At 67.3% G+C, this 22154-nt stretch carries 24 protein-coding genes; 13 read left to right on the plus strand and 11 right to left on the minus strand.

Annotated features, from left to right (window positions below; all coding sequences use genetic code 11):
* The first annotated feature begins 92 nt into the window (after positions 1 to 92).
* On the plus strand, positions 93 to 2384 hold the full coding sequence (locus tag KV697_RS12830; protein ID WP_219018518.1) for a CDC48 family AAA ATPase: 2292 nt from the start codon (positions 93 to 95) through the stop codon (positions 2382 to 2384).
* A gap of 137 nt (positions 2385 to 2521) precedes the next feature.
* On the opposite strand, the gene KV697_RS12835 is transcribed toward KV697_RS12830, so the two are convergent.
* The gene (locus KV697_RS12835) at positions 2522 to 2842 is read right to left on the minus strand and encodes an antibiotic biosynthesis monooxygenase family protein (protein WP_219018519.1); all 321 of its coding nucleotides are present in this window, start codon (positions 2840 to 2842) and stop codon (positions 2522 to 2524) included.
* Positions 2843 to 2990: 148 nt separating this feature from the next.
* Between KV697_RS12835 and KV697_RS12840 the strand changes: the two genes are divergently transcribed.
* Positions 2991 to 3605 carry a class I SAM-dependent methyltransferase gene (locus tag KV697_RS12840; protein ID WP_056438713.1) on the plus strand — a complete coding sequence of 205 codons (615 nt, stop codon included), beginning with the start codon at positions 2991 to 2993 and terminating at the stop codon, positions 3603 to 3605.
* Between the two features lie 132 nt (positions 3606 to 3737).
* On the opposite strand, the gene KV697_RS12845 is transcribed toward KV697_RS12840, so the two are convergent.
* A complete protein-coding gene (locus KV697_RS12845; protein ID WP_219021395.1) occupies positions 3738 to 4925 on the minus strand; it encodes a phospholipase D-like domain-containing protein in 1188 nt (395 codons plus the stop codon).
* Between the two features lie 148 nt (positions 4926 to 5073).
* On the opposite strand from KV697_RS12845, the gene rpoZ reads away from it, so the two are divergent.
* Complete coding sequence (rpoZ, locus tag KV697_RS12850) at positions 5074 to 5418, plus strand: DNA-directed RNA polymerase subunit omega (protein ID WP_042486773.1); 345 nt, start codon at positions 5074 to 5076, stop codon at positions 5416 to 5418.
* A gap of 77 nt (positions 5419 to 5495) precedes the next feature.
* Here rpoZ and KV697_RS12855 read toward each other — a convergent pair whose 3' ends face one another.
* The 3 genes from KV697_RS12855 to KV697_RS12865 all read right to left on the minus strand — a co-directional run bounded on the left by KV697_RS12855 (position 5496) and on the right by KV697_RS12865 (position 7842).
* Entirely contained in the window at positions 5496 to 5810 is a 315-nt protein-coding gene (locus KV697_RS12855) for a hypothetical protein (protein WP_219018520.1), read from the minus strand.
* A gap of 51 nt (positions 5811 to 5861) precedes the next feature.
* Positions 5862 to 6377 carry a hypothetical protein gene (locus tag KV697_RS12860; RefSeq protein ID WP_219018521.1) on the minus strand — a complete coding sequence of 172 codons (516 nt, stop codon included), beginning with the start codon at positions 6375 to 6377 and terminating at the stop codon, positions 5862 to 5864.
* A gap of 67 nt (positions 6378 to 6444) precedes the next feature.
* Positions 6445 to 7842, minus strand: a complete 1398-nt coding sequence (locus KV697_RS12865; protein ID WP_219018522.1) for a M20/M25/M40 family metallo-hydrolase — start codon at positions 7840 to 7842, stop codon at positions 6445 to 6447.
* A 239-nt stretch (positions 7843 to 8081) separates the two neighbouring features.
* Here KV697_RS12865 and KV697_RS12870 point away from each other — a divergent pair, with 239 nt between their 5' ends.
* Both KV697_RS12870 and argB read left to right on the plus strand, forming a co-directional pair.
* On the plus strand, positions 8082 to 8735 hold the full coding sequence (locus KV697_RS12870; protein WP_219018523.1) for a queuosine precursor transporter: 654 nt from the start codon (positions 8082 to 8084) through the stop codon (positions 8733 to 8735).
* Between the two features lie 58 nt (positions 8736 to 8793).
* Positions 8794 to 9693, plus strand: a complete 900-nt coding sequence (gene argB / locus KV697_RS12875) for an acetylglutamate kinase (protein ID WP_219018524.1) — start codon at positions 8794 to 8796, stop codon at positions 9691 to 9693.
* A 210-nt stretch (positions 9694 to 9903) separates the two neighbouring features.
* Here argB and KV697_RS12880 read toward each other — a convergent pair whose 3' ends face one another.
* Positions 9904 to 10065, minus strand: coding sequence for a DUF1674 domain-containing protein (locus KV697_RS12880; RefSeq protein WP_219018525.1), 162 nt, complete (start codon positions 10063 to 10065; stop codon positions 9904 to 9906).
* A gap of 68 nt (positions 10066 to 10133) precedes the next feature.
* Between KV697_RS12880 and KV697_RS12885 the strand changes: the two genes are divergently transcribed.
* The 4 genes from KV697_RS12885 to purH all read left to right on the plus strand — a co-directional run bounded on the left by KV697_RS12885 (position 10134) and on the right by purH (position 15772).
* Positions 10134 to 11480, plus strand: coding sequence for an RsmB/NOP family class I SAM-dependent RNA methyltransferase (locus KV697_RS12885; protein ID WP_374011363.1), 1347 nt, complete (start codon positions 10134 to 10136; stop codon positions 11478 to 11480).
* 33 nt (positions 11481 to 11513) lie between these two features.
* The gene (gene rpe, locus KV697_RS12890) at positions 11514 to 12170 is read left to right on the plus strand and encodes a ribulose-phosphate 3-epimerase (protein ID WP_219018526.1); all 657 of its coding nucleotides are present in this window, start codon (positions 11514 to 11516) and stop codon (positions 12168 to 12170) included.
* A gap of 16 nt (positions 12171 to 12186) precedes the next feature.
* The gene (locus KV697_RS12895; RefSeq protein ID WP_219018527.1) at positions 12187 to 13929 is read left to right on the plus strand and encodes a heparinase II/III family protein; all 1743 of its coding nucleotides are present in this window, start codon (positions 12187 to 12189) and stop codon (positions 13927 to 13929) included.
* 223 nt (positions 13930 to 14152) lie between these two features.
* Positions 14153 to 15772, plus strand: a complete 1620-nt coding sequence (purH, locus tag KV697_RS12900; RefSeq protein ID WP_219018528.1) for a bifunctional phosphoribosylaminoimidazolecarboxamide formyltransferase/IMP cyclohydrolase — start codon at positions 14153 to 14155, stop codon at positions 15770 to 15772.
* 90 nt (positions 15773 to 15862) lie between these two features.
* Here purH and KV697_RS12905 read toward each other — a convergent pair whose 3' ends face one another.
* Positions 15863 to 17980 (minus strand): AsmA family protein, encoded by a 2118-nt coding sequence (locus KV697_RS12905; protein ID WP_219018529.1) that lies wholly within the window; start codon positions 17978 to 17980, stop codon positions 15863 to 15865.
* Between the two features lie 166 nt (positions 17981 to 18146).
* On the opposite strand from KV697_RS12905, the gene rpmI reads away from it, so the two are divergent.
* On the plus strand, positions 18147 to 18350 hold the full coding sequence (gene rpmI / locus KV697_RS12910; protein WP_007406658.1) for a 50S ribosomal protein L35: 204 nt from the start codon (positions 18147 to 18149) through the stop codon (positions 18348 to 18350).
* Between the two features lie 21 nt (positions 18351 to 18371).
* Entirely contained in the window at positions 18372 to 18737 is a 366-nt protein-coding gene (gene rplT, locus KV697_RS12915; RefSeq protein WP_042488147.1) for a 50S ribosomal protein L20, read from the plus strand.
* 78 nt (positions 18738 to 18815) lie between these two features.
* Here the strand turns inward: rplT and KV697_RS12920 are convergent, their stop codons facing one another.
* The 3 genes from KV697_RS12920 to KV697_RS12930 are packed head-to-tail and all read right to left on the minus strand — an operon-like array spanning position 18816 to position 20224.
* A complete protein-coding gene (locus tag KV697_RS12920) occupies positions 18816 to 19274 on the minus strand; it encodes a nuclear transport factor 2 family protein (RefSeq protein ID WP_219018530.1) in 459 nt (152 codons plus the stop codon).
* 21 nt (positions 19275 to 19295) lie between these two features.
* Positions 19296 to 19928: a hypothetical protein gene (locus tag KV697_RS12925; protein ID WP_219018531.1), complete on the minus strand. Its 633-nt coding sequence runs from the start codon at positions 19926 to 19928 to the stop codon at positions 19296 to 19298.
* Positions 19925 to 20224 (minus strand): PadR family transcriptional regulator, encoded by a 300-nt coding sequence (locus tag KV697_RS12930; RefSeq protein ID WP_374011364.1) that lies wholly within the window; start codon positions 20222 to 20224, stop codon positions 19925 to 19927. Before KV697_RS12930 ends, KV697_RS12925 begins: the two co-directional genes overlap by 4 nt.
* A gap of 126 nt (positions 20225 to 20350) precedes the next feature.
* Between KV697_RS12930 and KV697_RS12935 the strand changes: the two genes are divergently transcribed.
* Positions 20351 to 20755: a DUF1489 family protein gene (locus tag KV697_RS12935; RefSeq protein ID WP_219018532.1), complete on the plus strand. Its 405-nt coding sequence runs from the start codon at positions 20351 to 20353 to the stop codon at positions 20753 to 20755.
* A 135-nt stretch (positions 20756 to 20890) separates the two neighbouring features.
* Here KV697_RS12935 and KV697_RS12940 read toward each other — a convergent pair whose 3' ends face one another.
* Positions 20891 to 21490, minus strand: a complete 600-nt coding sequence (locus KV697_RS12940) for an ankyrin repeat domain-containing protein (protein WP_219018533.1) — start codon at positions 21488 to 21490, stop codon at positions 20891 to 20893.
* 69 nt (positions 21491 to 21559) lie between these two features.
* Between KV697_RS12940 and KV697_RS12945 the strand changes: the two genes are divergently transcribed.
* On the plus strand, positions 21560 to 22150 hold the full coding sequence (locus tag KV697_RS12945) for an SCO family protein (RefSeq protein ID WP_219018534.1): 591 nt from the start codon (positions 21560 to 21562) through the stop codon (positions 22148 to 22150).
* Positions 22151 to 22154: the final 4 nt, after the last annotated feature.

A 22154-nucleotide genomic window follows, 5' to 3' on the forward strand; every position in this document is an offset into this window, starting at 1 on the left:
TGCCTCGGCTGGGCCGCCCGCCCTTTTGCGGACCGGAACCCGCCCCCAAGTCCCGCGCTTTCGTGTTTCAGACACTTTGCCAAGGGACGATCATGGCCGACAGCGACGCGCCGACCCGCAAGATACAGGTGGCCAATAGCCGCCCCGAGGATTCGGGCCGGGGTCTCGCCCATGTCCCGCGCAGCCTGATGGCGGCTTTGGGCATCACCGAGGGCGACGTGATCGAGATCGTCGGAAAGCAGGCGACACCCGCGCGCGCCGTCGCGCCCTATCCCGAGGATGAGGGGCTGGACCTGTTGCGCATCGACGGGCTCCAGCGTGCCAATGCGGGCGTCGGCTCGGGCGATTTCGTCGAGGTTCGCCGGGTCGAATCCAAGCCCGCGACCCGCGTCGTCTTCGCCCCCGCGCAGGAAAACCTGCGGCTGCAAGGCTCGGCGCAGGCGCTCAAGCGCACCTTCTTCAACCGCCCGCTCTGTCAGGGCGATGTGGTGGCGACGGCGGGGCAGCAGCGTGTCACCAACATGCCGCCGGGCGTCGCGCAGTTCATGAACGCGCCCGCCTATGCGCTCCAGGAAATCCGCCTCGCGGTCGTCGCGGCCAGCCCCAAGGGGGTCGTCCATATCGACGAGAATACCGAGGTCGAGCTGCGTCCCGAATATGAGGAACCGCGCGAGGCGCGGCGCGCCGATGTCACCTATGACGATATCGGCGGCATGGCCTCGACCATCGACCAGTTGCGCGAAATGGTCGAGCTGCCCTTGCGTTACCCCGAACTGTTCGAGCGGCTGGGCGTCGAGCCGCCCAAGGGCGTGCTGCTCCATGGCCCGCCCGGCACCGGCAAGACGCGACTCGCCCGCGCGGTGGCCAACGAGTCGGACGCACAGTTCTTCCTCATCAACGGCCCCGAGATCATGGGCTCGGCCTATGGCGAGTCGGAGCAGCGGCTGCGCGAGATTTTCGAGGAGGCGACCAAGTCCGCCCCCTCGATCGTGTTCATCGACGAAATCGACTCGATCGCGCCCAAGCGCGACCGCGTGCAGGGAGAGGCGGAGAAGCGGCTCGTCGCGCAGTTACTGACCCTGATGGACGGGCTGGAAGCGCGCGCGAATCTCGTCATCATCGCCGCGACCAACCGGCCCGAGGCGATCGACGAGGCGCTGCGGCGGCCGGGTCGCTTCGACCGCGAGATTGTGGTCGGCGTGCCCGACGAGCGCGGTCGGCGCGAGATTCTGGGCATCCACACGCGCGGCATGCCGCTGGGCGACAAGGTCGATCTCAACGAGCTGGCGCGTACCACCTTCGGCTTCGTCGGCGCCGATCTGGCCGCGTTGACCCGAGAGGCGGCGATCGAGGCGGTGCGGCGGATCATGCCGCGCCTGAACCTGGAGGAACGGACCATCCCCGCCGAGGTGCTCGACACGCTGTCGGTGACGCGCGAGGATTTCCTGGAGGCGCTGAAGCGCGTCCAGCCCTCGGCGATGCGCGAGGTGATGGTGCAGGCGCCGACCGTGCGCTGGGAGGATGTCGGCGGGCTGGACACCGCGCAGATGAAGCTGAAGGAAGGCGTCGAGCTGCCGCTGAAGGACCCGGACGCGTTCCGGCGTCTGGGCATCCGGCCCGCCAAGGGCTTCCTGCTCTATGGCCCGCCGGGCACCGGCAAGACCTTGCTGGCCAAGGCGGTCGCACGCGAGGCGCAGGCGAACTTCATCGCCACCAAGTCGAGCGATCTTCTGTCCAAATGGTATGGCGAGAGCGAGCAGCAGATCACCCGGCTGTTCGCCCGTGCGCGGCAGGTCGCACCGACCGTGATCTTCATCGACGAGCTGGACTCGCTGGTTCCGGCGCGGGGCGGCGGGCTGGGCGAGCCGCAGGTGACCGAGCGGGTGGTCAACACCATCCTCGCCGAGATGGACGGGCTGGAGGAACTCCAGTCGGTCGTCGTCATCGGCGCGACCAACCGGCCCAACCTCGTCGACCCCGCGCTGCTGCGGCCGGGGCGGTTCGATGAACTCATCTATGTCGGCGTGCCCGACAAGGCGGGGCGTCGGCGAATCCTGGGCATCCAGACCGCCAAGATGCCGCTGGCGTCGGACGTGGACCTGGACGATGTGGCGGCGCGGACCGATCGGTTCACCGGCGCCGATCTGGGCGACGTGGTGCGCCGCGCGGGCCTGATCGCGCTGCGCAAGTCACTGGGCGCCACCCAGGTCAACATGGCGGCCTTTGACGAGGCGCTGACCGAGGCGCGCGCCAGCGTGACACCGGAGATGGAGCGCGATTACGAACAGATCGCCGCCAAGCTCAAGCAGGACGCGGCGGCGATCCAGCCGATCGGCTTCATCGCGCCGGGCATGCTGACGCCGCGAGGGGACAAGCAGCCGTAGCCGAAGCTTAAGCCCCTCCTCCCGGCAGGGGGGAGGGGTTTGGGGTGGGGGCAGGGCCACAAGCGACGGTCTCTGTGAGACCCCTTTCCCTCCCCCATCCCCTCCCGTTTACGGGAGGGGAGCGGCAAGGTCGATGTTTAGGATTTATTGCCCCACGCATAACTCCGCCCAACCTGCGCCACGGCCACCTCATACCGCGAATACCATTCCGCCCGCCCCCGCTCCCGGATCGCCGTATGTTCGGGGTGCGCCCGCCACGCCAGCGCGCTGGCTTCATCTGCCCACCAACTGACGGTGATCCCGACCCCATCCGCCCCGCGCGCACTGTCGACGCCACGATAACCCGGTTGCCCGGCGGCGAGCGCATCCATCGCCTCCGCCGCCGCGGCATAGCCCGCCGTATCGCTCTCCGTCCGCGTCGACACGAAAATCACCGCGATCTGCCCTGTCCGATCCATGCCAAATCCCCCGTCGATCGAGTCCGCTTTGCGACGGAATGCAGCACCCGGCCGCAACCCAATAGCTTGAAAGTCGTTCGGCACCTGTGCGACGAGGGGGTTTCCCTCGCGCGTCCCTTACGCGGGGATCACGAACGACAGGAACTCGATGCCCAGCTCGACCACCGCCGCGCGCAAGTCCCGCACCGATGCCACGGGTTATCCGTCGCCCGGCCAGATGTTCTTTCAGCAGTTCCTGAAGCATCCGGTGATGGTGGGCTCGATCATTCCCTCGTCGGGCAAGCTGATCCGCAAGATGCTCGCGCCTGTCGACTGGGCCAATACCAAGCTGTTCGTGGAATATGGTCCCGGCGTCGGCACCTTCTGCCGCCCGGTGCTGGAGCGCATGGCGCCCGACGCGACGCTGATCGCGATCGATACCAATGCCGATTTCTGCGACTATCTGCGCCACACGATCATCGATTCCCGCTTCAAGGCGGTGAACGGATCGGCGGCGGACGTGCAGAAGATCGTGCGCGACCATGGTTTCGACCATGCCGATTATGTCCTGTCGGGCCTGCCCTTCTCCACCCTGCCGCCCGGCGTCGGCCCGGCGATTGCGCAAGGCACGCATGACGTGCTGCGCCCCGGCGGCGCGTTCCTGGTCTATCAGTTCAGCCCGAAGGTGAAGGACTTCCTGGTCCCGCACTGGTCGAACATCGACCACGATATGGAATGGTGGAACGTGCCCCCGGCGCAGCTCTACTGGGCCTGGAAGGACTGAATCACTCCTCCCCGGCACGGGGAGGTGGCAGGCCAAAGGCCTGACGGAGGGGGGCCTCCACAGAGGACACGCCCAGCGGCGATCCCCCTCCACCATGCTTCGCATGGTCCCCCTCCCCGCGAGCGGGGAGGATCATTCCCCGTCCGGCGCCTCGATCCTGAAGTTCAGTCCCCGCGATACCGACGGATCGATCACCGCGATCAGCAGGTACGCCGCGAACTGACGCAGCCGCTGGAACCAGCCGGTATGCCGCTTGTACCAGTCCGGCGTGATCGCCTCCGACCGGGCGACCTCGCCGTCGATATAGGCGCGGACATGGGCTGCAAAGGCGGCGTCCTCCACCCTAAGCATCAGCTCCAGATTGACGAATAGGCTGCGCATGTCGAAATTGGCCGAGCCGACATGCACCGCATCGTCGATGACGTATAATTTCGTGTGTAGCTTGGTCAGCTGATATTCGAAGATCTGCACGCCCTTGCGTAGCAGGCCCGCATAGGTGAAGCGCGCGGCGGCGATCGTCGCCTCGTTGTCGGACTTGCCCGCCGTCACGATCCGCACCTCGGCCTCGCGCCGCCCCGCCCGGTCGAGGCGGCGCAGCATGGTGGGGCTGGGGGTGAAGTACGCCGCGATCACGTCGATCCGCCGCCCGCGCCGCATATCGTCGCGCACCGTCCGCGCCCAAGGGGACAGCCGCCGCGTCGGCCCGCCGATCAGCCAGCGCAGCCGCCCGGTCGATTCGCTCCAATGCGCCAGCGCCTTGTTCAGGTCGCGGAGGCGCCCCTTGGGGTCTTCGGTCCAGGCGAACAGCGCATCGAAATAGCCCGCCATCCGCGCCGCCGCCGGACCCTCGACCAGCAGCCCCAGGTCGCGCCAGCTCTGCTCGGCGGGGGTGCCGAAATAGTCATCCTCGATATTGAAGCCGCCGATAATGATCGAGGGCGCGGGTCCTTCGGCATCCGCCAGCGCCAGCTTCTGATGGTTGCGCAGCAGGTAGCGGCGGCCGAAGCGCGGCTCGAAGCGCGACAGCCGCGCACCCGTTTCGATCAGCGGTCGGAAGAACGCTTCGTCCGCCCCCGCGCCGAAACCGTCGACGATCACCGACACCGCCACGCCCCGCCGCGCCGCCGCGATCATCGCATCGCGTACCCGCCGCCCGGTCGTGTCGTCGGCATAGATATAATAGAGGATACGCAAGCTCGTCCGCGCGCCCTCGATCAGCGCCAGTACCGCCTCCAGCCGCCTTGGCCCGGTATCGAGCAGGGTCAGCCGGTTGCCGTCGACTTGGAAACCGGGCTGCTCGGGCGGATGGGGGGCGGAAATGCGGTGGCTCCTCGGCGTATGATATCCTGTCGAAAACGTAACGATCGAGACGACGGAGGCGTTGCAAGCCCCAAGGCTTTTGACTTGTCCGCCCTTTGCTGTTAGGCGGCACGCTTTCATCCCAGCATTATTTGCGAAGGACACACGCATGGCGCGCGTCACCGTCGAAGATTGCGTCGACAAGATTCCCAACCGTTTCGATCTGGTGCTGTTCGCGGCGCAGCGGGCCCGTCAGATTTCGGGCGGGGCGGATCTGACCGTCGATCGCGATCGCGATAAAAATCCGGTCGTCGCGCTGCGCGAGATCGCCGAGGAAACGGTTCGTCCGACCCATCTGGAAGAAGCCGTGGTCAACAGCCTGCAGCGCGTCCAGATCGACGACGAGGACGAGGCGGACGATGTCGGCAGCTTGCAGGCCTCGGCCGAGGCGCTGCGCCTGACCGCCGCCGCCCCGCCGCGCAATCAGAATCTGGGTGCCGATTACGACGGCTGATCGGCCGTTCGTCGACCCATGAAAAAGGGCCGGTGCGATCCGCTCGCACCGGCCCTTTTCGTTTTGGGGATGGCGGCTCAATAGCCTCGCCAATAATCCCACCGCGCGGCATGGCTCTCATGCCGGGCGAAACGCGCATCGCGCCGCGCCTCGTGACGACGGACGGCGGCGGCATGGGCATAGGCATCGGCGGCCCGGTAATCGCCATAATAGGCGGCCGTGTCCGCCGCCCGCTGATCGCGTCCCGCCTGATAGGCATGAACCTCGGCCCCGCGCGCGGCCTGATGGGCGCGATACTCGTCGTAACGCCAATCCTGCGCACTGGCCGCCGTGGCGGTCAGCATGGCCCCACCGGCAAGGGCCGCCAGCAATCCGGTCTTGAGCATCTTCATGGCAATAGCCTCAGAACCATAATCTCCCGTATGGCGAGGATATTGCTCCGTTTACCCTGAATGGAGCGTGGCGGCGGCGTTCAGCGAATTGGCAGGATGCCCGCGATGCCGGGGGCGATCCGGAATGAATATGGTCGCCAGAAGCAAGGCGCTGACGGCGATGGCAATGATGAGGCCCATGACAAGTTGCTGCCGCACGGCGCGCTGGTGATCGTCGGCGACGGGATAATCCCATATACGCGCCGCCAGCACGACCACGAGGTCGGGCAGCGCGAATATCATGAGCTCCCCGCGCGAGGCCGGCTGGTGACGTATCGGCGTGAAGAACAGGGCGATGTTGACGAGCGCCGCCAGCCCCAGTCCGATCCAGGGCCATGTCTCCCCAGAGGAATCCCATCCCAGCTTCGCGATGAACGCCAGACAGGCCAGCGCGCAGGCGACGCGGTAGGTGGTGTCGAACGGAATGTGGAACCGGTCCTGCAAGGCCTCGCCCATCGCCACAAAGGCGACGATGCCGAGCAGAATGAGGCACAGATTCTGCAGGCGGGTCGCAAGCGAAGGGTTCATGATCCTCTCCCGATACCCGCGACCGGATGGGGCCGCCGCCCGCAACGCACGGGCGGCGACGCCTCACTCAATAGGCATAGGCCCGGACGAGATCGTAGAGATAATCCCGGCCGTCATAGAGCGACTTGACCCGGATGCGCTCGTTCAGGCCGTGGATGCCCGACATGTCCTTCTCGATGAAGATGCCCGGCGCGCCGTAGACGGGGATGCCGATCGCCTGGAAGAAAATGCCGTCGGTGGCGCCGGTCGACATCATCGGGACCAAGGGCACGCCGGGGAAATGCTTGGCGGCCAGCGTCTTCATCGGGCCGATGATCTTCGGATCGAGCTTGGGCGGAATCGCGGTCGGGCGGACCGGCTGGTTGGCGGTGACGGTGATCTTCGGCCCCGCCAGTTCCTTCAGTTTCGCCAGCGTGCCCTCGACCGTCTCGCCGGGGAAGATGCGGCAGTTGATATTGGCGGTGGCGCGCTGGGGCAGCGCGTTTTCGGCATGGCCCGCCTGAAGCAGCGTGGCGACGCAGGTGGTACGCAGCGTCGAGTGCAGCGCCTTGTCCTGGCTGACGATCGCATCGGCGGCCTTGTCCTCCGGATTGGCGAGCAGCCGGGTGATCGCATCGCCAAGCTGGCCGCCGACCTTCTGCGCGGTGGCGGTCAGGAAGGCGCGGGTGGTGTCGGTCAGATGGACGGGGAATTCGTAACCCTGCACCGCCTTCACCGCATCGGCGAGTTCGTAGATCGCATTCTCGGGCGTCGGCTGCGAGCTATGGCCGCCCGGATTGGTCGCGAGGAAGGTGTAGTTCTGCGCTGCCTTCTCGCCGACCTGCACCGCCAGCAGTTCACGCTTGCCGTCCGAGTCGAGCCGCCCGCCGCCGCCTTCGTTCAGGACGAACTCGGCCGCGATCAGGTCGGGCTTGTTCTTGGCCAGCCACTCCGCGCCGTTGAAGGCGAAGGTCGTCTCTTCACCACAGGTCAGCGCCATCTTGATGGTGCGCTTGGGGGGCGTCTTTTTCAGGCGGATCAGCGTGTCGGCCCAGACCGCGCTCATCGCCTTGTCGTCGACGGTGCCGCGGCCATAGAGGAAGCCGTCCTCCTCGATCAGCTTGAACGGATCGCGGGTCCAGTCCTCGCGCTTGGCCTCGACCACGTCGAGATGGCCGAGCAGCAGCATCGGCTTCAGTTTCTTGTCGGTGCCGGGCAGGACCGCGACGATGCCGCCGTCCTTGGGATGCTCGGGGACCGAGAACAGGGTGATGTCGGCGTCCTTGTATCCCGCCGCCTTCAGCCGATCGGCGATCTGCGTGGCCGCCTGGGTACAACTGCCCACCGACAGGCTGGTGTTGGTTTCGACCAGCTGTTTGTAGAGGTCGAAGAACGCCTTCTGGTCGGGGCGATCCTGCGCCGCCGCGAGACCGGGCATCATCGCAAGCGTCGCGGCCACCCCGCCAAGCCATTTTGCCAACCGCATATGATCCCCCTGTTTTGTGTCGGCGGGGAATAGAGCGTGTCGGGGGACGCGGTGCAAGCGACAGAATTTTCCTCCCCTGGAAGGGAAGGTGGCGCGCATGGCGCGTCGGAGGGGTTTCCCCCTCCCGATAGCGCGACACCCCTCCGTCAGGCCTGACGGCCTGTCACCTCCCCTTCCAGGGCAGGAATGGGGTTCGCCTAATCCTTTGCCCCGGATCGTTTTCGCGCTAGCAGTCGCCGATGGACCAGCCCGACATTTCCGCTCGCCCCCGCCTGATCTCGCCCTCGCTGTTCGCCCTGTCGATCTTTTATGGCGGCATGGTCTGTATCGCGGGCGTGCTGGGCAACAAGCAGGTGGCGCTGGGGCCGCTCGCGGTGGAGGCGGGGATTTTCGCCTTCCTGCTGCTGGTCGTCACGTCGAGCGCGGTGGCGGAGCTGCATGGCCCTGCGACCGCCGGGCGTCTGGTGCGGGTGGGCTTCGTGCCGCTGCTGGTGTCGCTGGCGCTGTCCTTCATCGTCTACACCTTGCCCGCCTCGCCGGAGATGATCCCGGCCAATCGCGACGCGATCCAGCTGGTGCTGGGGTCGACCTGGCGGATCTGGCTGGGCGGGATCGTCGCGTATGGTGTGTCGCAGACGCTGAACGTCACCATCTTTGCGGCGCTGAAGGGCAAGGAGGGGAGCAAGCTGCTCTGGCTGCGCGCGGCGATCGCCAGCATGTTGAGCCAGGTGGTCGACACGCTGCTGTTCGTGACCATCGCCTTTTACGGAGCCTTCCCGATCGGTCAGCTGCTGGTGGGACAGATGATCGCCAAGGTCACGCTGTCGGCCGTGCTGGTGCCGCCGCTGATCTATGTGTTCGTCGGCATCGGTCGCAAGCTGGACCGCGCCTGAAGTCCAGGGCGACATATTGCCGGTTTTCCCCGCCGCCGCGCCGCGATAAAGGGCGGGGATGACCAACCACGATCCCGACGCCGCCCTGCTCGCCAAGGCCGAGACGCTGACCGAGGCGCTGCCCTATCTGCAGCGTTACGCGGGCAAGACCTTCGTGGTCAAATATGGCGGCCACGCCATGGGCGATCCGGAGCGGCAGCGCGACTTCGCCGAGGACATGGTGCTGCTGAAGGCGGTCGGCATCAACCCGGTCGTCGTGCATGGCGGCGGCCCGCAGATCGGCGCGATGCTCAAGCGGCTGGGCGTCGAGTCGCAGTTCGTCAACGGCCTGCGCGTGACCGACCGCGAAACCGCACAGATCGCCGAAATGGTCTTGGCGGGATCGATCAACAAGGAAATCGTCAGCTGGATCTCCGCCGCCGGGGGCCGCGCGGTCGGCATCTCGGGCAAGGATGCGGGCCTCGTCATCGCCGAGAAGATTCAGGGGCGCGAGGCCGATCCGCTGAAGGGGATCGAGCGGCATGTCGATCTGGGCTTCGTCGGAGAGCCGGTCGCGGTCGACCCGCGCCTGATCGAAAGTCTGTGCGCCGACGGCATCATCCCGGTCATCGCACCGGTCGCGATCGGGCTGGACGGCAACACCTATAACATCAACGCCGACACCATGGCGGGCGCGATCGCCGCGCGGCTGGGCGCGTCGCGCTTCTTCCTGCTGACGGATGTCGCGGGCGTGCTCGACAAGCAGGGCGAGTTGATGACCGACCTGAACCCGGCGCGGATCGCCGAGCTGCGCACCGACGGGACGATTTCGGGGGGCATGATCCCCAAGCTGGAAACCTGCGTCTCGGCCGTCGAGGCCGGGGTGGATGCGGCGGTGATCCTGGACGGGCGGGTGCCGCACGGGATGCTGCTCGAGATTTTCACCAAGCAGGGGGCGGGGACTTTGGTCCGCCGGTGATGCGCGGGGTGGAGTCGGCGCGTGGCCTTCGACTTCGTTTAGCCTGAACAGGGTTGGGTTAGTGAACCCTAGCCTCTAGCCGCTCCCCTCCCGCAGGCGGGAGGGGATGGGGGAGGGCAAGCCCCAAGCGATAAACTCTGCGAGGCTCCCTGCCCTCCCCAAACCCCTCCCGCCTGCGGGAGGGGCTTTAAAAGTGGGCGGGGCCTCAGATCAAAAATCGACCGCCACGCCCTTCAATTCCCAATCCCCATATCGCACCGGATTCTTCCCCAACGGGTCCTGCTGCGGCTCCGGCTTCACCTCGGGTTCCGGCACCGGCGGATTCGGCGACAGGTAGGCGGGCGGCTTCACATGGTCGGGGCGCTGGCCCATGGGCGGTCCTTTCGACTAAAGGGGCGGGATATTGCAGCCCATGTCGGGGCTGACAGGAGTTTTGCCAAGTGACACGTCCTCCCCAATCGCCGACCCGTGGCCGCCCCGATCGTCGCGGTGGTGGCCCCAAGGGCGAGGACCGGCGCGGGCGGCAGCAGCGCCCGACCGAGCCGCTGGGCACCGCCGCGCGCCGCGCCGCCATTCGCCTGCTCGACGCGGTGTTGCGCCGGGGCGAGCCGCTGGAGGCCGCGCTGGCCTCGGCGACGCGTTCGCTGCCAGGCGGACCCGATCGAGGTCTTGCCCATGCCATCGCGGCGGAGACGCTGCGCCGCCTGCCCGATCTCGACGCGCTGATCGACTCGGCGACCAAGCAGCGGCTGCCCGACGATGCCAAGGCGCGTTTCGCGCTGCGCATTGCGCTGGTGCAGGTGCTGGCGCTGGGCACGCCGCCGCATGCCGCGATCTCGACCGTGCTGCCGCTGGTCGATGGCGGCCCGCGCAAGCTGGTGCACGGCGTCTTCAGCACGATCACCAAGAGCGGCGTGCTGCTCCCCGAAATCCCCGCTCTGCCCGACGCCACCGAAGCGCGCTGGGAAGAGAATTGGGGCGAGGAGATGGTCGAGGCCGCCGCGCACGCCATCGCCGCGCCGCCGCCGCTCGACCTGACGCTGGCCGATCCCGCCGCCACCGCCGAATGGGTGGAAAAGCTGGGCGGGGTCAGCCTGCTGCCCGGTCATGTCCGCCTTCCTTCGGGCAGCGCGGTCATGGAGTTGCAGGGTTTCGACGAGGGCGCCTGGTGGGTACAGGACCTCGCCGCCTCGATCCCCGCGCGTCTGTTGGGCGAGGGCAAGGGGCATGTGCTCGACCTCTGCGCCGCGCCGGGGGGCAAGACGCTGCAGCTCGCGGCCGCCGGTTGGACCGTCACCGCGATCGACCAGTCCGAGTCGCGGCTGGGCCGCCTGAACGAGAATCTGGAGCGAACCAACCAGTCGGCCGAGGTCGTCACCGCCGATCTGCGCGAATGGGCGCCCAAGGAGCAGGCCGACGCGATCCTGGTCGATGCGCCGTGCAGCGCCAGCGGCATCTTCCGCCGCCACCCGGATGTCCTCTACCGCGTCCGCCCGGCGATCATCGCCGAGATGGCGGAGCTGCAGCGGCTGATCCTGACCCGCGCCGCCGACTGGCTGAAGCCCGGCGGCACGATGGTCTACGCCACCTGCTCGCTGGAGCCGGAGGAGGGCGAGGCGCAGATCGCCGCCTTCCTGGAGGCGCGCCCCGATTACGCGCTGGTCCCGATCACCGGCGACTGGCCGGGCATCACGACCGAGGGCACGATCCGCACCCTGCCGACGATGCTCGCAAAGGAAGGGCGGCTCGACGGGTTCTTCATCGCGATGTTGCAACGCAAAGGCTGACTTGGGCGCGATATCCGGTTACAGGTGAAAACCATGCTTCCTGTGCGTATCGCTCCCTCCATCCTGTCCGCCGATTTCGCCAAGCTGGGCGAAGAAGTCCGGGCCATCGACGCCGCAGGCGCCGACTGGATTCATATCGATGTGATGGACGGGCATTTCGTGCCCAACATCACCATCGGCCCGGCGGTGGTGAAGGCGCTGCGCCCGCACACGACCAAGCCGTTCGACGTGCATCTGATGATTGCGCCGATCGACGCCTATCTGGATGCCTTTGCCGAGGCGGGGGCGGACACGATCACCGTGCATCCGGAGGCGGGGCCGCACATCCATCGCACGATCCAGCACATCAAGGGGCTGGGCAAGCGCGCCGGTGTCGTCCTGAACCCCGCGACGCCCGCCAAGATGCTGGATTACCTGATCGACATGGTCGATCTGGTCCTGGTGATGAGCGTGAACCCCGGCTTCGGCGGGCAGAGCTTCATCGAAAGCCAGCTCAAGAAGATTTCGGCGATCCGCAATATGATTGAGCATTCGGGCCGCGCCATCGACCTGGAGGTAGATGGCGGGGTCGATCCGGCCTGGGCCAAGCGCTGTATCGAGGCCGGGGCGGATGCGCTGGTCGCGGGCACCGCCGCTTTCCGGGGTGGCCCGGAGCATTACGCCGCCAATATCGCCGCCCTGCGCGGCTGAGCGGACATTGACCGAAATGCGCGATCGCATGGGGGCCGAAGAGGCCCGTATCGCCGCCGACAGCATCGAGGAAGGCAAACGCCTCGTCCGCGTCCAGACCGGTGGCCTGTCGCTCGCCGATCGGTTGAGCGAGCATCTTCACCGGCTGACCTGGCGCACGCCGCTGCATTCGTTGCGGCTGAAGGGGCGGCATCCGCTGAAGCTGATGGCGGTGCCCGAGGACCCGGTCCTGGGCGATATCGAGCGCGGTCATGCGCTGCTTGGCGGGGTGCTCGACTGGCGCGGCGAGGAGCGTGGGGTCGAATCGATCGATTTCGCTCGGCCCGACTGGTCGACGGGGTTCGCCGATCATCTGCACAGCTTCGCATGGCTGCGCGACCTGTCGACCGTCGCCACCCGGCAACAGGGTGCGCCGATCGCCGAATATCTCATGGGCCGCTGGCTCGATGCCTTTGCCGAGACGGTGGATGCCACCGCCTGGCGCCCCGATCTGTGGGGGCGGCGCATCCTGTTCTGGACCGCGCATGCGCCGCTGATCCTGTCGTCCAACGACCTCGTCTATCGCTCGCGCGTGCTCAACACGATGGCGCGCGGTGCCCGGCATCTGGATCGCGGCGCGGACAAGGCACCGCCGGGCGTGGCGCGGATCGCGGCATGGTGCGGGGTGATCGCGGCCGGATTGCTGCTGGCGGGGGGCGACCCGCGTCAGGCGTTCGGCGAGGCTGGATTGGCGCGTGCGCTCGACACCGGGCTGTTCCCCGATGGCGGCGTCATCGCGCGGAGTCCTGCGGTGCAGCTCGACGCGGTGATGCTGCTGACCATGATGCGCGAAGTCTATGACGCGCGGGGTCTGCCCTTCCCGGATCCGTTCCAGACGCGGTTGCAGCGGATGATCTCGGCGCTGCTCGGCGTCATGCATGGCGACCGGGCGCTGTCGAGCTGGCAGGGCTCCGGCCCCGAAACACCGGAGCGGATCGCGGCCGTGATCGAAGCATCGGGCGTGCGCACCCGACCGCTGCGCCAGGCGGGCGACTGGGGCTATCAGCGTCTCGCGGCGGCGCAGGCGGTGCTCGTCATGGACGCCGCCCCCCCGCCGATCGCGCGCGCGATCGAGGGCGGTTGCGCCTCGACCCTGGCTTTCGAATTTTCGGACGGCGCGCAGCGGATCGTCGTCAATTGCGGCGGCGCCCGCGCGACCGTGGCGCAGGTGCCCGCCAGCCTGGCCCATGGCCTGCGCACCACGGCGGCGCATTCGACGCTGACTTTGGGCGACAGCAACTCTACCGCCATCCATGCCGACGGCACGCTGGGGCGCGGCGTTGCCCAGGTCGAGCTGAGCCGTCAAGAATCGGACGCGGCCAGCCGGATCGAGGCGAGCCATGACGGCTATGTGCGCCGCTATGGCTTCAACCATCGCCGCCAGCTGCTGCTGACCGGCGACGGCCGCGAGCTGCGCGGCGAGGATGCGCTGCTGCCGGAAGGTCGCAAGCGGCAGGCGGGCAGCACCAACTTCGCGCTCCGTTTCCACCTCGGCGATGGGGTCGAGGCCATGGTTACGGCGGAGAGCGGTCAGGCGATCCTGCGGCTGGAAGACGGCGCGCTGTGGCAGTTCCGCTGTCGCGGCGGTACGCTGGCCATCGAGGAGTCGCTGTGGATCGACGGCACCGGCCGCCCGGTGGCGACGCAGCAGCTGGTCGTGACCGGCGAAACGCCCGCGGGCGGCGCGCATGTTAGCTGGGCGTTCAAGCGGGCGCTCTGAGCGGTATCTCCGCGTGAACCAAAAATCCTCCCCGGCACGGGGGGGGGGACCATGCGCAGCATGGTGGAGGGGGAGTGCCGCAAGGGGCACCCTATGAGGCAGCCCCCCTCCGTCAGGCCTTCGGCCTGCCACCTCCCCATGCCGGGGAGGAACATTTTGCGCTTCCGCGAATCGGAGTCTATCGGGTCCGCAAACTCCTCCCAGTATCAGGACCCGCTGCCCGATGGCCGTTTCGCTCCCCACCGCTCCCTCCGTCGATCTGGTGCCGGTTCGCCGCGCGCTGCTGTCGGTGTCCGACAAGACCGGCGTCATCGACCTGGCCCGTGTGCTGGCCGAGCGCGGGGTCGACCTCGTCTCGACCGGCGGCACCGCCAAGGCGATCCGCGATGCGGGCCTGCCGGTGCGCGACATTTCCGAGGTCACCAACTTCCCCGAGATGATGGACGGCCGGGTCAAGACGCTGCACCCGATGGTGCATGGCGGCCTGCTGGCGGTGCGCGACGACCCCGCCCATGCCGCCGCAATGACCGAGCATGGCATCGGCGCGATCGATCTGGTGGTCGTCAACCTCTACCCCTTCCAGCAGACCGTAGCGAAGGGTGCCGAGCGCCCCGAGATCATCGAGAATATTGATATCGGCGGCCCGTCCATGGTCCGCTCGGCGGCCAAGAATCATGGCTATGTCTCGATTCTGACCGATCCCGCCGACTATGCTGATTTCCTCGCCGACCTGGCGGCCAATGACGGCGCCTCGACGTTGAAGACCCGTCAGCGCCTCGCTGCCAAGGCCTTCGCCGCCACCGCGGCCTATGACTCGGCGATCGCGCAGTGGTTCGGCTTCGTCGACCAGGGCGAGGCGTTCCCGGCGACCCTGCCGCTCGCCTTCACCAAGCACCCCGAAATCCTGCGTTACGGCGAGAACCCGCATCAGGTCGCCGCGCTCTATCTGCCGCAAAAGGGCGGTCAGGGCATTGCCCAGGCCGAGCAGTTGCAGGGCAAGGCGCTGAGCTACAACAACCTTAACGACGCCGATGCCGCGCTGGAGCTGGTCAGCGAGTTCATCGACGGCCCGCCGACCGTGGTGATCGTCAAGCACGCCAACCCCTGCGGCGTCGCGAGCGGCGCAACGCTGCTCGATGCCTATCAGGCGGCGTTCGCCTGCGACACGGTGTCGGCGTTCGGTGGCATCATCGCCTGCAACCGTCCGCTCGACGCCGAAACGGCGGAAGCGATCTCGGGCATCTTCACCGAGGTCGTGGTGGCCCCGGATGCTTCGCCGGAAGCGCGTGCGATCTTCGCCAAGAAGAAGAATCTGCGCCTGCTGCTGTCGGGTGAATTGCCCAACCCGGCGCGCCCCGGCCTGATGATGAAGTCGATCGCGGGCGGCTTGCTGGTCCAGAGCCGCGACAATGGCCGCCTGACCGACGATATGCTCAAGGTCGTGACCAAGCGTGCGCCCACCGAGCAGGAACTGGCGGATTGCCGCTTCGCCTGGACGGTGGCCAAGCATGTGAAGTCGAACGCGATCGTCTATGCCAAGGGCGGATCGACCGCCGGTGTCGGCGCAGGGCAAATGAACCGTCTGGAGTCGGCGCGGATCGCCGCGTGGAAGGCCAAGGACGCCGCCGAAAAGGCCGGCTGGGCGGAACCCCGCACCATCGGGTCTGCGGTCGCGTCGGACGCCTTCTTCCCCTTCGCCGACGGCCTGCTTGCGGCGGTCGAGGCGGGCGCGACGGCGGTGATCCAGCCGGGCGGCTCGATCCGCGACGACGAGGTCATCGCGGCGGCGGACGAAGCCGGCCTCGCGATGGTGTTCACCGGGATGCGCCACTTCCGGCATTGATCCCCGCAAGGGGCGGCTGGCCGAGGGTGTCACGCTATGGCGGGCGTGACACCCCTCCCGCCGCACGATCCGGCCCGCACGTCGGGCGGATCAGAAGATTCCCAGGAATTTCTTGCGCTGCGCCTTGGCCTCGCCGGGTTTGCTTCGCCCGTCCTCCGACTTGGCGGTGGTGCCGCGCCCGACATCGTTGCGCGGATCGCCCTTCACGGTCCGCTGCGCACTGGCCCGCGCGCCCGACAGCACCGGGCCGCACGCCGCCGCCTTGGCATCGCCGACATCGACAAAGGCCAGCACCCCGGCCAACGGCGTCGCGACCACCGCCAGCCCCAACCCCGCCCCCGCGCGCGCCAGCAGGTCACCGCTGATCGGATCGATCCTGGGATGCGCGAAGCTGCCGGTGATGCCGACCGGCGACTGGCCGGAGAACAGGCTGAACGTCTTGGCATCGGCGCGGATCGCCAGGTCCAGCGCCTCGTTGCGGAAGCTGAAGCCGCCGCGCCCGGTGATGACGTTCTTCGACGTGTCGATCAGGATCGGGTCTGCCGCCGCCACGCCCCCGCGCACGGTAAAGGCGATCAGGCCGCAGTTGATCCGCACCGGCTCCTTCAATTCCTTTTCGAACATCTTCTGAACGAAGGTACCGATGTCCAGCTCGGCGAGCTGCGCGTTGCGGGTCCAGAGCGATCCGGCGGGCAGGATGAAGGCCATGCGCCCGTTCGCGTTCGCCAGCGAGTCGTGGATCGTATCGCCGTGCCCGGTCAGCTGGATGCGGCCCTTGACCGTACCGGTGGTGCCCGCCTCCGCCACGCCCCAGCCTGCCAGCAACCGCCCGAGCGGCGTCGGCGACAGGCGGATGTCGTAGCGGACCAGGCTGGGCCGCTGGCGCGTGTCGAACAGCAGGTCGGACGATACGTCACCGCGCGCCATCGCGAAATTCAGCGGCGACAGGGTCAGCTTGCCGCGATCCAGTGCCAGTGTCAGGTCGACGTTGGAGATCGGCACCCGGCGCGAGCGCACGGTGCGGATCGTCCATTTCAGGTCGGCATCGAACCGCTGCATCGTCGCGATCGGCAGCGCGGCATCGGGCAGCAGACGCTGCGGCCCCACGCCGGTCGCGGCGGCGGCGGCCTCGGCGCCCTTGGTCGCGACGATATCGGGGTTGTAGCCGATAAAGGGCGCGGCATCGATGATGTCGAGCTTGTCGGTCGTCAGCGTCGAGTCGAGGTGCAGCCGCTCGCCATGGGTGACGGTCAGCGTGCCCGCCAGATCGCTGTCGCCGAACGTCCCCTTCATGCGGGTGAAGCGATAGACGTCGCCATCCTTCACCAGCTGGGCATGAAGGTCATAGGTGCGGGTGCGCGGGATGACGACGCCGATCACATCCAGCAGCGTCGACAGGTCCTTGCCCCGCGCCCGCGTGCGCAACGGCACATTCTCGACATCGGCGATCGAGGGCAGGGTGCCGGTGACATCGACGATATTGCCCGCCGCCCGCATCCGCGCAACCAGCTGGTTCTTGCCGCGATTGGCGGTGGCGTCGGGCGACAGCAGCTGCGCGTTGATGACGAAGGGGGTTTCGCGGATCACGCCCTTGCCGCGCACGCCGACCGCACGACCGATCCGGGCATCCTGCGACTGGAAATCGGCCAGCGCCAGGTCTGCCGTCACCCGCATCCGGGGATCGCGATAGCGGACCGTCGTGCCGTTCACGACGGCGGTGTCGATGCGCGGAAACTCCAGCCGCTTGCCGCCCTTTTTGTCGCTGAAGGTCCATGTGTTGGTGCGATGGTCGGGCGTCCACTCCAGATCGACCGCGCCGTTGGTCAGCTCCAGCCAGGTGAAGCGCCGCTTGCCGAACAGCAGCGACAGCGGGGCGATCCGCGAATCGATCCGGTCGGCGGTGAACAGATTGGGCCGCGTCGCCCAGCCGGGGTTGGAGATGGCGATCTTTTCGGCGACGAACTTGATCCGCCACGGTGCGAAATAGAGCTGGAAGTCGCCGCCCACGCTGACGGTCCGATGGGTCAGCCTTCCGACGATCGACTCGAAGGGGTGGCGCAGGAACCGCCCCTTGGTGACGAACAGCACCAGCCAGATCGCGGCGATGACGGTCAGCAGCCCGATGGCGATGCGAATCGCCCAGCGACGCCAGCCCTTGCGGGCGGCGGACGAAGTCGCGGGATTGTCGGCCGCAGGCGCCTGATCCATGGAAACCCCAAGCGCGCAAGCGAAGCGCTGGTTCCCGATGGGCTACCGGTTGCATTCCTGGCCCGCTTCGTCTAAGCGGCGCGCTTCCCGAGCGAGGTGTCACGAACGGCCCGGCCATCAGGGCTGCCGCGGCCGTTTCTGCCTTAGCTCTAGCGAAAGGAAAAAAATGCCCAAGCTCAAGACCAAGAGCGGCGTCAAGAAGCGCTTCAAGCTCACCGCGACCGGCAAGCTCAAGCACGGCGTTGCCGGCAAGCGCCACCGCCTGATCAGCCATAACGGCAAGTATATCCGCCAGAACCGCGGCACCTCGGTCCTGTCCGATGCCGACACCAAGACCGTGAAGGCCTGGGCGCCTTACGGCCTGAACTGATTTCTGGAAGGATAGAGAGATATGGCACGCGTCAAGCGGGGCACGACCACCAAGGCGAAGCATAAGCGGATTTTGGATCAGGCGAAGGGCTATTACGGCCGTCGCAAGAACACCATCCGCATCGCTCGCCAGGCCGTCGAAAAGGCCGGTCAATATGCGTATCGCGACCGCAAGGTTAAGAAGCGGACCTTCCGTGGTCTGTGGATCCAGCGCATCAACGCCGGTGTCCGGGCCGAGGGCCTGACCTATTCGCAGTTCATGCACGGCCTGAAGCTGGCGGGCGTCGAACTGGACCGGAAGGTCCTGGCCGACATCGCCATGCACGAGGGCGAGGCCTTCAAGGCGATCGTCGCTCAGGCAAAGGCCGCTCTGCCGCAGGCCGCTTGAACAGCGACTGACGGTTAAGCGCCGGAAATCAGGAAAGGGCGTCGGTGGGATTCCACCGGCGCCCTTTTTGTTTGCGTCCTATTTGGCGAGTTCGGGCGGGATCGGCGTATATTGGGCGGAGAGCAGCTGCCAGCCGCCGCCGACGCGCCGCGCGACATAGAGTACGCGCACCGACCGACGGGACGTCGCGCCCGGCAAGGTGAAGGACAGGCGCTGCGTCACCAACGCGGTATCGCCGACCGATCGGATCGTAACCTCGTCGCTCTCGATCGGCGGGGCCGGGTGCTTCAGGCGGGGATCGTAGAAGCCGAGAACCTTGTCGCGGGGATCGACTTCGCCGCGCGGAGAAATCTCCACGAAATCGGGGGCCAATGTGGTGGCGAGCGTTGCGGGATCGAAATCGCGGCGGGCGGCCTCGAACCGTTCCACCAGCGCGCGCGGCGTAGACTGTTGCGGCGCCGGTCGAGCAGAGGCGGCCGACAGCGGCAGGATGGCAGCTGTCAGGCATAGCCATCCCGTCAGCGGGTGGTGAATCATAATGGGTGTCCCTGTTGGTGGTTAAAGCGTGGGAGAGGGGTGGCGCCGCGCATGCCACGCGGCGAGGATCGGAACGGACAGCAGCTCGGCGGCCAGCGCGATGCCTTGCAGAAGCATTCCTTCTGCGGTCGGCCGGATGGCCATGATACAGGCAAGCAAGCCAGCGACGATCCCGACCGCCGCGAGCATCGCGTGCCAGACCCGCCGCCAGTCACAGGCGACGATCCGCCAGGCGATCAGCAGATGGACGGCTCCGAGCGCGGCCAGAAGCAGAATGATGACAGGTGACAGGGTCTGATAGACTGTCGCGATCGCCTGCTGCCGTGCATCCCCGGCCGCGAGCGTCGCCAGATAAGGATCGGTGGCGGCCAGCCGATAGGAGAGGCCGCGACCGGCACAGCTCAGATGGAACAGGGTCAGCGGCAGCAGGACACCCAGCGAAAACGCATAGCGCGTCAGGAAATGCCAACCGGCCGAGGAGCAGGCCAGGCGTCGCATCGCCGCCGTCATGCACCCGATGGCGAAGCTCAGGCCATGGCCGTCGCGTCCGGCTTCGTCGAACTCGATCGTCATGGCCCAGGCCCAGGCACGTTCCTGCTCGCGCATCAGCAAGATGGCCAGCGACATGATCGCGCGGGCCGCCACGCCGGTCACGCCCCGACCAGGCCCAGGCTCGAGCCGACCGGGATGGCCTGCGCCCGGATATAGGCGACGCCCGCCGCCGTGAGGCGATAGGCATGGCGCGGCGGTCGACCGGGCTGGCTCGGTTCACGCCATTCCGCCTCGATCAGCCCCTGTTCGGTCATCCGCATCAGCAAGGGGTAGAGGGTCCCGGACTGGAGGCCGGTTTCCTTCATGAGGTCATAGCCATGCCACCATTGCTCGCCCCGTTGTGCCAATGCGGTCAGCAGCGCGAGCATTTGCGGCGAAGGACGGCGGGCTCGCTTCATAGCGTTAACGTCACATATGTAGAGTTATGAGTCAATGGCGAGACGTTGGAATGAATGTGCGGCCGACATGGCCTGTCTTTTCAGCCCTAGCCTTTGGCCGTCACCGCCCCCACATGTCCCCGCGACATGGCGCTTCATCTGACCAAGGTCGCGTTCGGGGCGGCCAGTATCGATCACCTGGCCGAACGACTGAAGATGCGGGCGCAGGAGGGGCCGGTGTTCCTGACGACGCGCTATCTGCCCAAGCGGCATGAGGAAGTGGCGGGGCAGGGCTCGCTGTTCTGGATCTTGAAGCATCAGCTGATCGCACGCTCGCCGATCCTGTCCTTCGGCGAGGCCGAGGGCGGGCGCTGTGCGATCCATATCGATCCCGAACTGGTGCTGGTCCAGGCGCTGCCCCGGCGCGCGCATCAGGGCTGGCGCTATCTGGAGGCGGCGGATGCGCCGCCCGATCTGGGCGGGGCGGCATCGGGGATCGATGTGATGCCGCCGGCGCTGGTCGGCAAGCTGGTCGAACTGGGGCTGATTTGATCCTCCCCGCTTGCGGGGAGGGGGACCATGCGAAGCATGGTAGAGGGGAAGTGCAGATAGGTACGTCCTATGTGGAAGCCCCCTCCGTCAGTCCTTCGGCCTGCCACCTCCCCGTGCCGGGGAGGATTGAAGATATCAGAACTTCGGACCCGCCACGGCGGCACGGGTCTTTTTCGGGGTGTCGGCGAACAGCTTGGCGATCGCGGTGTTGCGGGCGTCCTGCGAAGCATATTCGCGGGCGGAGAGACCGGCGACGCTATCCGCCATGTCGGGATCGGCTCCGGCGTTCAGCAGCTCGCGGACCATGCCGATGTCGTGGCGCTGCACCGCGCGGATCAGCGGCGTCTCTCCGCTCGCGTTGCCGATGTTGGGGTTGGCCTTGGCCGCCGTCAGGATGCGGATCATGTCGGGCTGGCCGCCCGCCACCGCCAGCAGCAGCGGCGTGTTGCCGCGCCCGTCGCGCAGGTTGGGATCGGCGCCCTTCTGGAGCAGGAAGCGCAGATAGGTCTCGTCACCGCGCTTGATGACGATGTGCAGCGCGCCCTCGCCGCTGGTCACGTCGCGGGTGTTGATGATGCTGGCGCCGGGGCGGTCCAGCATGTTGGTGACGTCGTTGCCCTTGGCCTCGCGCACGGCCTGAAGGAATTTGTAGCTTTCCGACTGCATCATCTGCGCCGCGGCCGGCATGGCGAGGGCGCCGAGCAGCGCGGCGGCGAGCAGGGGGCGAAGGGACATGAAACGAGATCCTGAGCAATGGAGCATGGCTTGCGCCAAGCGATTTATCACAGCAAGGCTGTCGGCGTCATGACCCGATTGTTCCTGTCCGTTCTGGCCCCGCTGGGGTTGATGTTGGCCGGTTGCGGCCCCTCCCAGCCCGAGGCGCAGGCGCCGCTGGCGGGGACGAAGATCGGCGGGCCGTTCCAGCTGACCGACGCCCGGGGCAAGACCGTCACCGACCGCGATTTCGCCGGGCGGTACCGGGTCATGTATTTCGGCTATACCTTCTGCCCCGATGTCTGCCCCACCGATATGCAGGCGATCGCGGCGGGCCTGAAGCTGCTCGACAAGAGCGCGCCCGCCAAGGCGAACAAGATCGCGCCCCTCTTCATCACCGTCGACCCCGAGCGCGACACGCCCGCCGTGGTCGGCCGCTTCGCCGCCGCCTTCGACCCGCGCATCGTCGGCCTGACCGGCACGCCTGCCCAGATCGAGGCGGTGAAGAAAGCCTATGCCGTCTGGGCGGCCAAGGGCGACAAATCGCCCGGTGGCGGCTATCTGGTGAACCACAGCCGCCAGGTCTATCTGATGGACCCGTCGAACAAGCCGCTGGCGCTGGTCCCCGCCGATGAGGGGCCGGAGGCGGTTGCCAGGTCGCTCGACCAGTGGGTCCGCTGATGGA

The sequence above is a fragment of the Sphingomonas sanguinis genome, from assembly GCF_019297835.1.
In the GTDB taxonomy this organism is placed as follows: Bacteria; Pseudomonadota; Alphaproteobacteria; order Sphingomonadales; family Sphingomonadaceae; genus Sphingomonas; species Sphingomonas sanguinis_D.